Source organism: Streptosporangium sp. NPDC023825 (assembly GCF_040639575.1).
Lineage (GTDB): Bacteria > Actinomycetota > Actinomycetes > Streptosporangiales > Streptosporangiaceae > Streptosporangium.
The window spans coordinates 12,308-27,404 of the sequence record NZ_JBFAAE010000023.1 but is presented as its reverse complement, the minus strand read 5'-3'; the positions used below and the strand labels follow the sequence as shown (position 1 = coordinate 27,404).

General features: G+C 73.0%; 16 protein-coding genes. 9 read left to right on the top strand and 7 right to left on the bottom strand.

What is annotated here, in order from left to right:
• Positions 1-27 precede the first annotated feature (27 nt).
• Both AB0G15_RS20990 and AB0G15_RS20985 read left to right on the top strand, forming a co-directional pair.
• Positions 28-1,050, top strand: a complete 1,023-nt coding sequence (locus AB0G15_RS20990) for an ABC transporter permease (RefSeq protein WP_362842116.1) — start codon at positions 28-30, stop codon at positions 1,048-1,050.
• On the top strand, positions 1,040-2,107 hold the full coding sequence (locus AB0G15_RS20985) for an ABC transporter permease (protein WP_362842114.1): 1,068 nt from the start codon (positions 1,040-1,042) through the stop codon (positions 2,105-2,107). The genes AB0G15_RS20990 and AB0G15_RS20985 overlap by 11 nt, the downstream gene beginning before the upstream one ends.
• On the opposite strand, the gene AB0G15_RS20980 is transcribed toward AB0G15_RS20985, so the two are convergent.
• From AB0G15_RS20980 to AB0G15_RS20960, 5 genes are all read right to left on the bottom strand, one after another.
• Entirely contained in the window at positions 2,081-2,782 is a 702-nt protein-coding gene (locus AB0G15_RS20980) for a hypothetical protein (protein WP_362842112.1), read from the bottom strand. The two genes, AB0G15_RS20985 and AB0G15_RS20980, sit on opposite strands and share 27 nt — an antisense overlap.
• Before the next feature lie 4 nt (positions 2,783-2,786).
• Positions 2,787-3,167, bottom strand: coding sequence for a DUF302 domain-containing protein (locus AB0G15_RS20975; RefSeq protein ID WP_362842111.1), 381 nt, complete (start codon positions 3,165-3,167; stop codon positions 2,787-2,789).
• A gap of 136 nt (positions 3,168-3,303) precedes the next feature.
• Positions 3,304-4,596, bottom strand: coding sequence for an Nramp family divalent metal transporter (locus AB0G15_RS20970; protein ID WP_362842108.1), 1,293 nt, complete (start codon positions 4,594-4,596; stop codon positions 3,304-3,306).
• A gap of 460 nt (positions 4,597-5,056) precedes the next feature.
• A complete protein-coding gene (locus AB0G15_RS20965; protein WP_362842105.1) occupies positions 5,057-5,476 on the bottom strand; it encodes a GNAT family N-acetyltransferase in 420 nt (139 codons plus the stop codon).
• A gap of 56 nt (positions 5,477-5,532) precedes the next feature.
• Entirely contained in the window at positions 5,533-6,087 is a 555-nt protein-coding gene (locus AB0G15_RS20960) for a hypothetical protein (protein WP_362842102.1), read from the bottom strand.
• A gap of 247 nt (positions 6,088-6,334) precedes the next feature.
• Here AB0G15_RS20960 and AB0G15_RS20955 point away from each other — a divergent pair, with 247 nt between their 5' ends.
• Together AB0G15_RS20955 and AB0G15_RS20950 are read left to right on the top strand one after the other, a co-directional pair.
• On the top strand, positions 6,335-7,132 hold the full coding sequence (locus AB0G15_RS20955; RefSeq protein ID WP_362842100.1) for a GNAT family N-acetyltransferase: 798 nt from the start codon (positions 6,335-6,337) through the stop codon (positions 7,130-7,132).
• A gap of 122 nt (positions 7,133-7,254) precedes the next feature.
• Complete coding sequence (locus AB0G15_RS20950) at positions 7,255-8,367, top strand: winged helix DNA-binding domain-containing protein (RefSeq protein ID WP_362842097.1); 1,113 nt, start codon at positions 7,255-7,257, stop codon at positions 8,365-8,367.
• Positions 8,368-8,511: 144 nt separating this feature from the next.
• Here AB0G15_RS20950 and AB0G15_RS20945 read toward each other — a convergent pair whose 3' ends face one another.
• Both AB0G15_RS20945 and AB0G15_RS20940 read right to left on the bottom strand, forming a co-directional pair.
• Entirely contained in the window at positions 8,512-9,078 is a 567-nt protein-coding gene (locus AB0G15_RS20945) for a TetR/AcrR family transcriptional regulator (RefSeq protein WP_362842095.1), read from the bottom strand.
• Positions 9,071-9,916, bottom strand: a complete 846-nt coding sequence (locus tag AB0G15_RS20940) for an alpha/beta hydrolase (protein WP_362842093.1) — start codon at positions 9,914-9,916, stop codon at positions 9,071-9,073. The genes AB0G15_RS20945 and AB0G15_RS20940 overlap by 8 nt, the downstream gene beginning before the upstream one ends.
• Positions 9,917-10,480: 564 nt before the next feature.
• On the opposite strand from AB0G15_RS20940, the gene AB0G15_RS20935 reads away from it, so the two are divergent.
• From AB0G15_RS20935 to AB0G15_RS20915, 5 genes are all read left to right on the top strand, one after another.
• Complete coding sequence (locus AB0G15_RS20935) at positions 10,481-11,446, top strand: patatin-like phospholipase family protein (RefSeq protein ID WP_362842090.1); 966 nt, start codon at positions 10,481-10,483, stop codon at positions 11,444-11,446.
• Positions 11,443-12,669 (top strand): macrolide family glycosyltransferase, encoded by a 1,227-nt coding sequence (locus tag AB0G15_RS20930; protein ID WP_362842088.1) that lies wholly within the window; start codon positions 11,443-11,445, stop codon positions 12,667-12,669. Before AB0G15_RS20935 ends, AB0G15_RS20930 begins: the two co-directional genes overlap by 4 nt.
• A 3-nt stretch (positions 12,670-12,672) precedes the next feature.
• On the top strand, positions 12,673-13,164 hold the full coding sequence (locus AB0G15_RS20925; protein ID WP_362842085.1) for a hypothetical protein: 492 nt from the start codon (positions 12,673-12,675) through the stop codon (positions 13,162-13,164).
• A complete protein-coding gene (locus AB0G15_RS20920) occupies positions 13,161-14,096 on the top strand; it encodes a hypothetical protein (protein WP_362842083.1) in 936 nt (311 codons plus the stop codon). Before AB0G15_RS20925 ends, AB0G15_RS20920 begins: the two co-directional genes overlap by 4 nt.
• 353 nt (positions 14,097-14,449) lie before the next feature.
• Complete coding sequence (locus AB0G15_RS20915) at positions 14,450-15,094, top strand: LysE family translocator (RefSeq protein ID WP_362696019.1); 645 nt, start codon at positions 14,450-14,452, stop codon at positions 15,092-15,094.
• The last annotated feature ends 3 nt before the right edge of the window (positions 15,095-15,097 follow it).

Genomic DNA, 15,097 nt, shown 5'->3' with positions numbered 1-15,097 from the left:
GGGCGTGCGACCGGCGGGGGAGGGCGCATGAGCGCCGTCACCGCCGGGCGGAGCGCCCGCGGCCTGGTGGACCTGGTGTTCCGGGCCCGCGAGCTGAGCATCGTGGCGGCGCTGGCCGTCCTGGTCGCGGTGACCGCGAGCACCAACGGCAACTTCCTGTCCGCGCAGGGCCTGACCGACATCTTCCTCAACGCCTCCATCCTGGTGCTGCTCGCCGTCGGCCAGTCCGTCGTCGTCATCACCCGCAACATCGACCTGTCCGCGGGCTCGGTCGTCGGCCTGGTGGCCTTCACCGTCGGCGACCTGCTGTCCGCCGACCACGGCAGGGGCATCGTCTTCGCCGTCGTGCTGGGCGTCGCGATCGGCGCGCTCTGCGGCATGATCAACGGCCTGCTGGTCAGCTTCGGCCGGGTGCCGGCCCTGGTGGTCACCCTCGGCACGCTGTACGTGATCCAGGGCGTCGACCACTACATCGCCCACGGGCGGCAGATCAACGCCGTCGACCTGCCCCCGGCGCTGCTGTCCCTGGGCAACGGCTCGGTGCTCGGGGTGCCGTACCTGCCGGTGATCGCCGTCGTGGTGATGCTGGCCGTCGGCTACTACCTGCGCTCCTACGCCTCGGGCCGCGACTTCTACGCCATCGGCTCCAGCCCGGAGGCCGCGAGCCTGGCGGGCGTGCCGGTGCGGCGCCGGGTGATGGGGGCCTACCTCTTCAGCGGCGCGCTCGCGGGCCTGGCCGGGGTGCTGTGGCTGTCGCGGTTCGGCACCGTGGTCGCCGACGCCGCCAACGGCTGGGAGCTCCAGGTGGTCAGCGCCGTCGTGGTCGGCGGAGTCGCGATCACCGGCGGCGTCGGCACCGTGTACGGCGCGGCGCTCGGCGCGCTGCTGCTCACCACCATCACCAGCGCGCTGGTCGTGCTCAAGGTCAACCCGTTCTGGCAGCAGGCCATCACCGGAGCGCTGCTGCTCCTGGCGATCAGCGTCGACCGGCTGCTCGCACTGCGGGTCGCGCGGGTACTGCGGAGGAGGAACTCCCGACATGGCTCCTGACGTGACGACCGTGAAGCCCGAGGCACGGGCCGTGCCGCCCGGCGGCCGGCCGGAGCGCGGCTCGCTCGGCCGCCTGCTCCGCTGGGACGTGTTCGTCGGCCTGCTGCTGGTCCTCGTCTTCATCGGCGGCTCGGCCGGATCGCCCGGTTTCGCGAGTGTCGGCAACCTGTCGTTCGCGCTCGGCGACCTGGGGGAGATCGCGCTGATCGCGCTGGCCATGACCATGCTGGTGGTGGCCGCCGAGGTGGACCTGTCGGTGGCCTCGGTGCTGGGCCTGTCCAGCGCGCTGGTCGGCGCGCTCTGGGACGCGGGCTGGGCGATCGAGACGATCATTCCGCTGGTGGTCGTGGTGGGAGCGGTGTGCGGGCTGGTCAACGGCCTCCTGGTGACCCGGCTCGGGCTGCCCTCGCTCGCCGTCACCATCGGCACCCTGGCGCTCTACCGGGGCCTCGCCTACGTGGTGCTGGGCGACAGGGCGATCGCGGAGTTCCCGGCGCAGTACACGGAGCTGGCCGTGGGCGACGTGCCGGGCACGCCGATCCCGTACCCGGTGGCGCTGTTCGTCCTGCTGGCCGTGGTCACCGCCGTGGTGCTGCACGCCACCGGCTTCGGCCGCTCGCTGTTCGCGATCGGCGCGCAGGAGGAGGCGGCGCGGTTCGCCGGCATCCGGGTCAAGCGGATCAAGCTGATCCTGTTCGTGCTCTCGGGCACCGTCGCGGCCTTCGCCGGGGTGATCTTCACCCTGCGGTACGGCAGCGCCCGCGCCGACAACGGCATCGGGCTGGAACTGGCCGTCATCGCCGCCGTCCTCCTGGGCGGCGTCGACTTCGACGGGGGCAGGGGCACCCTGGGCGGCGTGATCGCCGGAGTGCTGCTCATCGGCCTGCTGCGCAACCTGCTCATGCTCAACGACGTGGCGACCGAGATCCAGTCGATCGTCACCGGCCTGCTCCTGATCATCTCGGTGATCACTCCGCGTCTCGTCACGGCGGTGGCGCGGCGCAGGCACGCCAGAGCCGTCCGGGAGGCGTCACCCCAGCAGGCCGACACCTCGTGAGATGACGAGCACCGAGAGGATGAGCGCCGACACCGACTCCACGGCCATCAGGAGCTTCGCCCGCACCGACAGCGGCATGGTGTCGGTGGGGCTGAACGCGGAGGAGTTCGTCACCGACACGTAGAGGTAGTCGGCGAAGCCGGGCGTCCATCCCGACTCCGCCGACGACCGGGCCGCCACCTCGGCGACGGCGTCGTGGTCCTCGTCCTGCGGGAAGCGGAAGTCGGCCACCGGAAGGTCGCCGCCCTTCGCCTGGGTGCGCCGCACCGGCCCTCCCCGGTCGAGCTCCCAGAAGGCCAGCCCGAAGATGATGATGTTGGTCACCCACACCTGGACGGCGGCGAGCAGCAGCTGCTTGCCCTCCCTGACCTGCCCGGACACCAGCTCGATGACGAGCAGGACCAGCGACACCCCGTTGGCCACCGCGATGACCAGGACGAGGGCGATGGACAGCCGCCTCATCAACCGGTTCTCCCGGACCATCCGCCGGGGATTGATCGCTATCAGGGGCACCAGCAGCAGCAGTTCCAGCACGGGGATGACGAAGCGCGGCCCGACGATGAGCCTGCCCGGCAGCGCCGCGTACAGCGCCGCGGCGACCACCACCGCGCACGCGGCGGGGAGCCGGGGCTCGCCCGGGTGCCCGCGCCGCTCCGACCGCTGCGTCGCGTTCACGCCGTCAGGCGCCGGCGGCCGCGGAGGCGAGGAGCGCGACGCCGCGCAGCGGCGCCGTCTGCTCGTCGGTCAGGCCGTGCCGCTCCTGGAGCTCGGCGACGTCGCCGTGGCTGACCAGGGTACGGCCGGACCCGTCCTGCCAGATGAGGATCTTCAGGGGCAGGTCGAGGGCGAGCAGCGGCGCGGCGACCATCAGCGGGGTGCCCGCCGCGGGGTCGCCGAAGATCACCAGCTTGGCGGGCCGCATGCTCAGCCCGGCCGCCGCGGCGGCCACGTCGTGCTCGACGACGGCGAAGAGCGTCAGTCCCCTGCCCGTGATCAGCTTTTCGAGCCGGTCGAGCGTCTCGGCGACCGAGCCGGACGAGACGCGGGTGACGGTGTTCATCGATGCCTCCGGTGCGAGGAGCCCCGGCCCCCGGTCCCGGCGGAACAGGTGGGGCGGGTGGAAACGCGGTGTCGTGCGCGAGGCCGGGTCTCGTCGCGGGAATCCGCGGCCGGGAATTCCGGAACGGCGGGAGCCTTCAGAACAGGAAGGTCAGCGGCAGGCAGCACCCGAGCAGGGCGACCGCGGCGCCCGCGCAGGCCGCGATCCGCGTGGTCAGCAGATCGTTGACCAGGGGGCCCATCACCGACCGGTCGCGGCAGAAGTGGACGAGCAGGAACAGCGCGACGGGCACGCCGAGCGAGATGACCACCTGGCTCACGATCAGCAGGCTGGTCAGCGGCACGCCGAGCACCAGGGCGAGGACGGCCGGTGTCATCGTCACGACGCGCCGCAGCTGGATCGGCACCCGGAGGTTCAGAAAGCCCCGCATCACCACGTCTCCCGCCAGGGTGCCCACCCCGCAGGAGGAGACCCCCGATGACAGGAGCATGACGGCGAACGCGAGGGCGGCGGCGCCGCCGACCCGGTTCAGCAACTCCTCGTGGGCGGCGAACAGGTCGCCGGTCCAGGCCCCGCCCGCGGCCGCCCCGAGCCCGGCGCCGAGGGCGATCATCGACACGTTCACGATCGTGGCGGTGCCGAGCCCGAGCAGGCAGTCGATCCGCAGGGCCCGCCGGACGGACGCGGGCCGCCGCCACGCCGCGCCGGCCGGCCATCCACGGCCCTGCACCAGCGCGGAGTGCAGGTAGATGGCGTGGGGCATGACGGTGGCGCCGACGATCCCCATGGCGAGGATCAGCGAGCCGCCGCCGTCCAGGCGGGGTATCAGCCCGCCGGCCAGCTCGGTGACGGACTGCCGGCCCACCGCGAAGACGTCGTAGACGACCCCCGCCCCGACGAGCAGGAGGCTCGCGGCGCTGACGAGCTCGAACCGCCGCGTCCTGCCGTGCCGCCGCAGCTGGAGCATGAGCAGCGCCACCACGGCGGTGACCACCGCCGACATCGCGGGCGGCATTCCGAAGAGCAGCTGCATCCCGATGGCCGCGCCGACGAACTCGGCCAGGTCCGTGGCCAGTACGACCACCTCGGCCTGCAGCCACAGCAGGAGGCTGCCGCGGCGGGAGAAACGCTCGCGGCACAGCCGGGGCAGGCTCTTGCCGGTCGCCATGCCGAGCTTCGCCGCCTGGAACTGGACGAGGAGCGCGACGAGGCTGGCCAGCACGACGACCCACACGAGCAGGTAGCCCGACGTCGCCCCGGCGGTCAGGTTGGTGGCCACGTTGCCGGGGTCCACGTAGGCGATCGCCGCGACGAACGCGGGCCCCAGGATCGGAGCCGCCCGCGAGCCGCCCGGCCGCGAGGGAGGCCGGGACGTCGACCGGGACGTCGAGGCGGGCGGGGGCAGCGTCAGCGTGTCGTCGTCGTTCATTCATGCCTCCCGGCGCGTCGTGCCTGCCGTCACCTGTTCGGCGGGCGTTCACCGGCGACCGGGCATCGAGCTCCGCCTCGGCAGTGCGAAACCGTGCGACGTCCCGTGCTCACGAATGAATCACCAGAAAATACGAATTGGCGATATATCACAGCCTCGGTGTCGCAAATCAAGGATTACCCAGCGAAAGAATGAAGACAAGCGGGCGAGGTCTGGCCGGGGCAAACAAATAGCATGCCTCGAGAATCCGCCTCTTATATTCCAAAAATGCGACAAGTCGCATAAATGGCGATGGTCGCAGAGGGTGTGTCATCCTCCGCCTGGAGCGCCTGGAGCGCCTGGAGCGCCTGGAGCCGGTGGTTCGGGGGAGGGCGCCCGGTCGGCGGAGCAGTGTGGGCGACCCGTGTCTCTCGTCTCGCCGGGCCGCCGGCGACCCGTGGTCGCGGACCGGGTCCGGGGATCACCCCAGCGGCTTGACCCAGCGGGACCACTGGGGCTGCGGCGCGTAGCCCGCGGCGCCCCAGGTGTGGTGGGCCTGCTCGTTGTCGTGCAGCACCATCGCGTCGGCCCGGAACGCGCCGAACGTCGCGAAGCGCTCCTCGGCCGCGCGGATCAGCGCGGTCGCCACCCCCCGCCTCCGGAGAGCGGGATCCACGGCCAGCCGGTAGAGATGGGCTCGCCAGCCGTCCCAGCCCGCGATCAGCGTGCCGGCGGTCTTCCCGCCGATCTCGGCGACGAGGACGGCCTCGGGATCCCGTTCGATCAGCGCGACCACCTTGGCCGGATCGTCGTGTCTGTCGGTCCCCTCGGCGGCCACCAGCCAGAAGGCCAGCAGCGCCTCGACGTCCTCGAGCCGCCCGTAGCGGATGTGCACGTCCACGGACGGGAAGCTACCAGCCCGCCGGGGTGGGGCCGGAAGGGCCCCGTCCCGGGCGTTCAGGCGGGTGCGCCCAGGGACTCCGCGTCGGGCAGGGACGCAGGAGATGCCGGAAGCGGGGACGCCGGGGACGCCGAGGACGCCGAGGACGCCGAGGACGCCGAGGACACAGCCTCGGGCGGCGGCTCCGCCGTCTCCGAGCCCACCGCGATGGCCGACCGGGGGGTGCGCTCCCGCACGTCCTCACCGCGGATCGCCATCACGGCGGGCGGGCTGCCCAGGTCGCCGTACCGGGCGGCGACGGCGGCGGTGATCGCCCGGCCCGCGTCGGCGACCGTCTCCTTCGCCGAGCCCGGCGGGTGAGCGGCCGACAGGTGGCCCAGCAGCGCCGCGAACCGCAGCTCCTCGGCCGCCGCGCGGGGAAGCCCGTCGTCGGACGGCGGCAGCGGCCGGTCCAGCCAGAACACCCCGCCGCGCAGGAGCGCGGGGTATGTCACCTCGCCCCGCTGGAGCGTGAGCACGGAGTCGACCAGCAACCGCCCGAACTCCTTCAGGTCGGTGTCGGGCGGCAGATCGGTCGTGACCAGCAGCGAAACCCTCAGCGCGTCAACCATGAGCGGCTATCCCTCCTTGAGGTGGCTCATAGTAGGGGTCGCCACCGACAGTTACGGCGCGCCCGGTGGAACGTGTCGCGATCAGATCCCCGACACGGTGCCGGGCGGACCCGCCGCCCGGGACGAGCGCGAGGGCCGCCAGTGAATCTACGTTGTAAAGGCGAGGGGACGGGATGAGAGGCTCCGGGCCGTGTCCGGCTCCATAACACCATGTCGGAGGCGATGAGTGTGTGATTGGCTGTTCGCAATGGACATCTCATCGCGGGCTTCCGCCTACCTCGCGGCATATCACGAGCAGCTCCGGGCCAGGCCGATGCCGGGCCGTACGGCCGAGCGGATCGGGCCGCTGCTCAGGACCGTGTCGAACGGTCACGGCCAGGGTTTTCTGACATATCGGGACCTGGGCGGTCTGGAGGGTGCCGAGCTGGATGCCTTCATCGCGCGCCAGCGGGACTTCTTCACCCGGGTCGGGCGCGAGGTCGAGTGGAAGTACCACGGCTACGACCTGCCCGCCGACCTGCCCGAGCGGCTCGTGGCGGCCGGGTTCGAGCCGCAGGAGCGGGAGACGGTGTTCGTCGGAGAAGCCGGTGAGCTGGCCGGTGCCAAGACGGCGCCCGCCGGGGTGCGGCTGCGCGAGGCGGCGGGGCGGGACGACCTGGAGCGCATCCGCGAGCTGGAGGAGACGGTCTGGGACGCGGACCGCGGCTGGCTGCCCGGCATGCTGGAGCGCGACCTCGCCGGTCCCGGGGACCCGTGCGCGGTGGTGATCGCCGAGGCGGACGGGCAGGTGGTGTGCGCGGCGTGGGCGCGCTTCCACGAGGGCACCGACTTCGCCTCGCTGTGGGGTGGTTCGACCCTGAAGGAGTGGCGGGGCAGGGGCGTCTACCGGGCGATGGTGTCGTACCGGGCGGAGCTGGCGGTGGCGCGGGGGTTCCGCCTGGTGCAGGTGGACGCCTCCGACGCCAGCCGCCCGATCCTCGCGAGGCTGGGCCTGGAGGCGATCACCACGACGACGCCGTACATGTGGGTGCCGCCGACTCTCTGATGCCGATCACGCGGGGTGCCGCTATTCTGGCGCGGACCCGGAAGCGGTGTCACGGTGTCGCCGGTCAGGCGCAGTCGTGCCGCCACGCTGCGCCGTCGCGGCTCGCCCACGAGAGGACACGCATGCCCGAGGTGCTCAGCAGGCGCGCGCTCAACCGGGCCACCCTGGAGCGGCAGCTGCTGCTGGCCCGGGCGGAGCTGCCCGCGCTGGAGGCGGTCCGCCACCTGTACGGCATGCAGGCCCAGGCGCCCGACCCTCCCTACATCGGGCTGTGGACCCGCCTGGCCGGGTTCGCCGCCGACGATCTCGCCCGGCTGATCAACGAGCGCCTGGTGGTGCGGCTGTCGCTGATGCGCTCCACCATCCACCTGGTCACCGCCGACGACTGCCTGGCGCTGCGCCCGCTGCTGGGGCCGACGCTGGCACGGGGCCTGCGGGGGTCGGCGCACGGCAAGGGCCTGGCGGACGTGGACCTGGACGAGCTCGCCGCCGTGGGGCGGAAGCTGGTGGAGGAGCGCCCCCTGACCTTCCGCGAGCTCGGCGCGCTGCTGCGTGAGCGGTGGCCGGAGGCCCCGGCCACCGACCTGGTCGCCGGGGTGCGCAACACGCTGGCGCTGGTCCAGGTCCCCCCGAGGGGGATCTGGGGTGTGGGCGGGCAGGCCGCCCACACCACCGCGGAGGCGTGGCTGGGCCGGTCCCAGGACGGGCGGCCCGGCCGCGTCCTGGCCGAGGAGGCGATCCGCCGCTATCTCGCCGCCTACGGTCCCGCCACGGTGATGGACGTCCAGCAGTGGTCGGGCATGACCCGCCTGGGGGAGATCGTCCGCGAGATGGACCTGCGGGCCTTCGCGACCGAGGACGGCGCGGAGCTGTTCGACCTGCCGGAGGCGTCGCTCCCCGGCCCGGGGACTCCCGCCCCGGTGCGCTACCTGTCGGAGTTCGACAACATGCTGCTGTCGTTCGACCGGCGGACCAGGACCCGGATCGCGGAGGAGGAGTACCGGGGGCGGATCTTCACCGTCAACGGCATCATCAAGGCGACGGTGCTGGTCGACGGCTTCGTACGGGGCATGTGGAAGGTGACGGGGAAACGGGGCGAGGCGATCTGCGAGGTCGAGCTCTTCGCGCCGGTGAGCGAGGGGGAGCGGGCGGACCTGGAGGTGGAGGGGGCGCGCATGCTCGACTTCGTCGCCCCGGCGGCGACGTCCCGCGACATCCGCTTCCGGGAAGCCTGAGCGCTTTCGGGAACATGGGCGTTTCACGGAATCCTGGGCGCTTCCGGGAACATGAGCGGTTCCCGGAAGCCTGAGCGGTTCCCGGAACATGAGCGGTTCCGGGAAGCCTGGGCGCGCCGTCCGGCCGGCGCCTGGCCATCCCCTTCAGGGCGCGGGCGCCCGGGGCAGGCCCGAGACGACCATGGCGATCAGCATCTCGTAGCTGGTGTTCAGGTCCTCGTCCAGGCCGAACCCGCCGGCCGCCTCCAGGGAGGCGAAACCGTGCACGGCCGCGCGGACGCAGCGGGTGGCGTGGAGCGCCCGAGACCCCTCCAGCCCGTAGCCGCGCAGCACGGCGAGGATCACCTCCAGCAGGCGGGTCGCCGTGCCGACCAGGTCGGGATCGAGCAGCGGGTTGTCGGGGAAGGCCGCGTAGCGGTGCGGGAAGTCGACCACGTAGCTCCGCCAGGCGCGCATCAGGGCCGCCGTCGCCTCGTCGCGGCTCTTTCCCGTCGCCGCCGTGCCGAGCCGCGCCGCCATGTCGTCCATCACGCGCAGGCCGACGAGCTTGCGCAGCTCGGGCAGGCCGCGGACGTGCTTGTAGAGGGAGGGGGCGGCGACCCCGGTGCGAGCGGCCACCGCGGCCAGCGTCAGCGCGCCCGGCCCCTCCTCGTCGATCAGGGCCAGCGCCGCGTCCACCACCGCGCCGGGGGTCAGGCCCGCCCTAGGCACGGACCGCTCCGGCCAGGAAGCCCTCCAGGGCGGCGAAGGTGGCCTCGGGCAGCTCGGCGTGCGGGTAGTGGCCGGCACCCTCGATCATCGCGACCCCGGCCGTGGCGGCGTACGGCCTCAGCACCTCCTCGGCCAGGCGGGCCTCCGCGGCGGGGTCGGGGAAGTCGGGATCCTTCGACCCCATGACGATGAGCACGGGGCAGGTCATGCGGGGGGCGCAGTCGGTCCAGTGGCCCTCGGCGGGGGCGACCACCCCGGAGACGGCGGCCATCCTGCCGGGCTCGCGCAGCGTGGCCTTCAGCTCGCGCAGGTAGCCGGGGAGGTCGGCGGGCCTGGCCGTGGGATAGAGCGAGCGGTAGTACATCCCCCACAGGAGCGGGCTGGCCATGACGAGATCCTTCACCAGCCGCAGCATCAGGCTGAGCTGCGGTTGTCCCACGAAGGGCGCCAGCATGGCCACGGCGCGCACCTCGCCCTCGGCGGCGGTCGCCGTGGTCCACGCCACCGCCCCGGCGCTGGAGGAGCTGCCGACGAGGACGGCTGGGCCGCCCAGGTGGCGGACCAGGGCCAGCAGGTCGGCGCCGATCGACCGGGGGCTGTGGTCGGGCCAGCCCGTGCTGGACTCGCCGTGGCCGCGCACGTCGACCGTGGCGACCCGGTAGCCCGCCTCCGCCAGCCGCGGCGCCAGGAACCGGAACACCCTGCGGGTGTCGCCCATGCCGTGCGCGCACACCACCAGCGGCCCGTCCTGCGGCCCGATGACCTCGTACGCCAGCCGCCCGCCGGGCATGTCCAGGAACTCCGTACCCGTCACGCGCACTCCATGGCTATTGCTCATAGCTCAAAAGCTATGGCTAGTAGCTTTTGTCGTCAAGCGCGGATCCGCGGCCGCCGGCGCGGCCACCCGGAGCGGCCGCCACCGCGAACCTCCCGCGCGGCGACGAGGAACGCGCCGGCTTCGACGTCCGGTACGCGGTGGTTCCCCGGCCCGGGGCCGGGATCTCCGGCGACGCCGCGGTCCTCGCCTCATCCTCCGGACCGCGTCGTCGCCCTCCCGTGAAAGTCGTTGCCCTCCCATGAAAAAAGGGCCTGTACGCTGGGCTTTGAGCACATCGGTTTCCAAACGGAACCACCAGCCTGCCACCGCGCCTCCCGGCAGCCACCCGTCCGGCGACCGTCGTCATCGATCATGGCGACGTGAGCGAACCCGCCGGCCGGCGAAGCCGGTGATGTGGTGACCGCCCGGTCCCGACCGAGGCACGTGTCCGATCAGGCGCCGTGGTGAGGGAGAACGGATCATGAACGTTGCATATCGCCGGAGACGGGCCTTCTCGGCTCTCCACGGCGTCAGCGAGGGTGACCGGCCGGGCGGTCACGGCGAGGCGACGAGCAGCGTCAGGCCATGACGGGCGACGAGGGGACGCGCTCCCCGGCGTCGAGCGGCCCGGACGCGGGCCGGGAGCCGGTGGGCCTGCGCGGCCTTCCCCGTCCCGTGGCGGCGGTGGTAGGGGCCGGGGGAGTACTCGGGGCCGCGCAGGTCGGTATCGGGTACGCGCTGGAGCAGCGAGGATTCGTCCCGGATCTGATCATCGGAACCTCGGTGGGCGCCTTCAACGGGGCGATCGCCGCCGCTCACCCCGGCGAGGCCGCACCATGGCTGGATCTCGTGTGGACCCGCGCGCGTCGCCGTGAGGTGTTCCCGTTCGGCTACCTGTCCTCGCGGGCCAGCGTCTTCGCCGATCGCGGCCTGCGCAGGCTGATCGCCCAGGCCGCGCTGCCGTCGCGGATCGAGGAGCTGGAGATCCCCTTCGCCGCGGTGGCCATGGATCTGGCCACCGGCGCTCAGGCGCTGCTCGACCACGGAGACCTCGAGTCCGCGCTCCTGGCCAGCGCGGCCATTCCGGGGATCCTGCCCCCGGTGGACCGGGAGGGCCGGACGCTCGTCGACGGGGGAGTGATCGCCTTTGTCCCGGTACGGGCGGCCCTGCAGGCAGGGGCGGCCAGCGTGGTGGTGCTGTCGACCGGCCAGAAGAGCTGGTCGCCGCTCCCGGCCGATCCGCCCCGCCGGGCCGGCGCGGTCGCGGCCAGGGCGGGGCTGCTGCTGTTGGAGCATCAGATCGAGCGCGACCTGCGCGAGGTGTCCGAACGGATTCCGACCGTCGTGGTGCCGACCGGAATCGAGACCTGGCCCGCCCCGTGGGACTTCGGCCATTCCCGGCGGCTGATCAGCACCGCCTCCCTCACGGCGGGCCGCTTCTTCGACGGGCTGCGCATCAGCGGGCCCGGCCTGTACCGGGTCGACGGTCCCGCGGCGACATCGGCCGGCCCGGCCGGGGCGTGGACCGACGTCCGGGAGGTCGGCCGGTGAGCACCGTCGCGTTCCTCAACATCGCCATGCACGGGCACGTCAACCCGACGCTGCCGGTCGTCGCCGAGCTCGTCCGCCGTGGACACTCCGTCACCTATCACACCTCGCCCGCGTTCTCGAAGGAGATCGGGGCCACCGGTGCGACCGTGTGCCGCTACCCCGGGGGTGACCAGCCGCTCCCCGATCCGCCGATGCCGCTCACGATGCTGGACGGGCTCGCGCGCACCGCCGTCGCCCTGCTGCCCGCCGTGCTCTCCGACCTGCGTAGCGTCCGGCCGGACCTGGTCGTCCACGGCGCCATCTGCCCCTGGGGCGCGGTCGCGGCCCGGGAACTCGGGGTGCCGGCGGCGGCGACGTTCACCACGTTCGCGTTCAACCGGCATGTGCCCAGCCTCACCCACGTCTCGTGGGAGTTGCTGGCCGCGGCGGCGAGGCGTCCCCGCAGCGCCCAGGGCTACCTGCGGTCGCGGTGGGCGTTGCACCGCCGCTACGACACCCGTGAGCTGCCCCTGATCGACCTGGCGAACATACGCCAGCCGCTCAACCTGGTCTTCACCTCGCGAGTGTTCCAGCCCGGCGCCGAGGACTTCGACCAGTCGTACCGGTTCGTCGGCCCCAGCCTCGGCGCCCGTCCGCCCGACCCGTCGTTCCCGGCCGATCGCCTGCGGGACCCGGTGCTGTACGCCTCGCTGGGCACGGTGTTCGACGCCGGCCCGCGGCTGCTGCGCGACTTCGCCACCGCGCTCGCGCCGCTGGGCGGCACCGTGATCGTCTCCACCGGGCGCACCGATCCGGCCGCGCTGGATCCGCTGCCGGGCAACGTGCTCGCCCGCCGTTCCGTACCGCAGCCGGAGGTGCTGGCCCGCGCGGCGCTGTTCGTCACCCACGGTGGGATGAACAGCGTCAACGAGGCCATGTACGCGGGGGTTCCGATGCTGGTGGTCCCCCAGGGAGCGGATCAGCCGCTGGTGGCCCGGAGGGTGGTCGAGCTCGGCGCCGGCCTGTCGATCCGTCCTCGGGACGCCGCCGTGGAATCCGTGAACGCCCTCGCCCGGCGCCTGCTCGACGAGCCGGGCTTCCGGGCCGCGACGGCCGCCTTGCAGGTCGCCCAGCGCGAGGCAGGCGGCTACCTGCGCGCCGCCGACGAGCTCGAGCACTACCTGCACCCGGGCGGCCGGGACGGCCGGTCGGCCGCCCCGGACGATCCGCCGCCGGAGAGCTGAACGATGTCACCCGTCGTGGTCGTCCTGCTGTTGCTCGCGGGGTTGTCCGAAGCCGCCGGGCGGATCCTGCCCCTGATAGCTCGCCGGCCCAGCGTGTCGCGGTCCGTCGCGATCAGGCTCCTGCTGATCGGTGCCGTGGTCGAGGGCGTCGTGTTCGCCCTGTGGCCGGTGGCCGCGTGGACCCTCGCCGAGCTGCTGGTGTCCGCTCCGCCGTCGGACGGAGCCGCGTTCGTCTGGACACCCGGCCGGGTCGCCCCGCTGCTTCTCGCCGCCGTCCTGGCGTTCCCCCTGCTCGGGCCCCTGCTGCACCTGCTGCTCGTCGCGGGGGTCGGGGCCGGTCTCGCCGCCCCGCTCGCCGCGGCGACGGGGCTGGGCTGGTGGGCCGCCGCGGGCTGCCTGGCCGTCGCCGGAGCCGGGCTCGCCGTCGCCGTCGAGGCTGTCCGGCGACTGGTCGTGAGGATCAGCGCCACCGGGACACGGGAGCTGCTCACATGATCGAGTTCCCGTTCCTCGTCCTCGTTCTCGTCCTGGTGTTCGGGCTGGTCCTGCTCGCCGAAGCCCTGCTCGCCCGCTACGAGTTGATGGCCTACACCGCCGGCTGGCGGGTTCCCACCGTCGAGCTCCCCCAGGGCATGCCCTACGCGCGGGGCGCGGACCCCGACCGTCCTCCGGACGCCTACCTGGTCTATCTGGACGGCATCGGGAAACGTCGCTTCCGCGACACCCGCGACGGGGGCCAGCTGGTCGAGGCCCTGATCGCCGGAGCGCCGGAGCTGCGGGTGCTGGGTCAGGTGCAGCCCTACTCCCCGCTGGCCGACCCGCTCGTCAACCGGCCCGTGTGGGAGTGGCTGCGCCACCGCGTCGGGCTGTTGCTGTTCCTGCACAACGTCATGCAGATCTTCGTCGCCGCCGACCACCGGTACCGTCCCCTGTACAACCGTGCCGTGGGCGCCCAGATCGCCAACCAGCTGCGCCTGGCCGCCTACCGGCCCGACAGCGGCATACCCGTGGTGCTGCTCAGCTACAGCGGCGGCGCCCAGGTCGCCACCGGCGCGGTCGAGGAGCTGCGCACCCACCTGCGCGCCCCGCTTCTGCTGATCACGCTCGGCGGGTTCCACAACGGCGCCAACGATCTCACCCACGCCCATCACCTGCATCAGCTCACCAGCGGCGGTGACTGGATCGAGCGGAGCGGCACCTGGCTCTTCCCCCAGCGCTGGCGGCTGTTCTCCCGCAGCGGATGGAACCGGGCCCGCCGCGCCGGAAAGATCACCGTGCACCGGCTCGACCCGGCCACTCACGTGGGGCAGGACAGCTACATCAGCCCCGAGGCGCGGCTGCCCGACGGCCGCAGCCACCTCGACCGCACCGCCGGCACCGTGATCGCACTCATCCGGGCCCACTGCGGCGCCTGCCGCGACAGCTGATCCGTCGCCCGAGGAACCGGCCGGGACGCGGGAGGCGCGGACGGCGGGCGCCGGTGCCGACCGGCCCCCCGGTACCCGGCGGTCACCTTCGAGCCGCGAGGACGTGGAGCCCGGTGATCTCACGGTGCCGGTATCGGTGCCGGTGCCCGTGCCGACGCCGACGCCGACGCCGACGCCGGTGCCGGTGCCGGTGCCGGTGCCGGTGTCGCGGTCCGGTGCCGGTCCGGTGCAGGTGCCGCGGTCCGGCGCCGCTGGTTCGGTGCAGGCGCAGGTGCATGGGTCGCGGCCCGGTTCCGGGCCAATCCCGGGAATTGGCCGTTCTCTCGATGCGGAAGCTGCTCGATGATGTGCTCATGATCTCTGTCAGCGCTCTCGCGGGCATCGCCGCGATCGCCCTCGGCCTGGTGCTCACCCCCGGCCCCAACATGATCTACCTGGTGTCGCGGTCGGTGACGCAGGGGCGCCTGGCCGGCATGATCTCGCTGGCGGGCGTCGCGGCGGGTTTCCTGGTCTACCTGCTGGCGGCGGTGGCCGGAATCGCGGTGATCTTCGCGATGGTGCCCGCCCTCTACGTCGGGATCAAGCTCGCGGGCGCCGCGTACCTGCTGTGGCTGGCCTGGAAGACGGTCCGGCCCGGCGCCCGGCCGGTCTTCGCGCCGGGCGTCCTTCCCGCGGACCCCCCGCGGCGGCTGTTCTCCATGGGGCTGGTCACCAACCTGCTCAACCCCAAGATCGCCGTGTTGTACGTGTCGCTGCTGCCGCAGTTCGTCGATCCCGCCCGTGGCGACGTCGGCACGCAGAGCCTGCTGCTGGGCGCCACCCAGATCGTCATCGCCCTGTCGGTCAACGCGCTGATCGTGCTGACCGCGGGCTCGGTCGCGGCCTTCCTCGGCGGGCGGCCCACCTGGATGCGCGTGCAGCGCTATCTGATGGGCGCCGTGCTCGGCGGGCTCGCCCTCCGCATCGCCACCGACCGCTCGCCCGCCGTGGCCGCGTAGGGG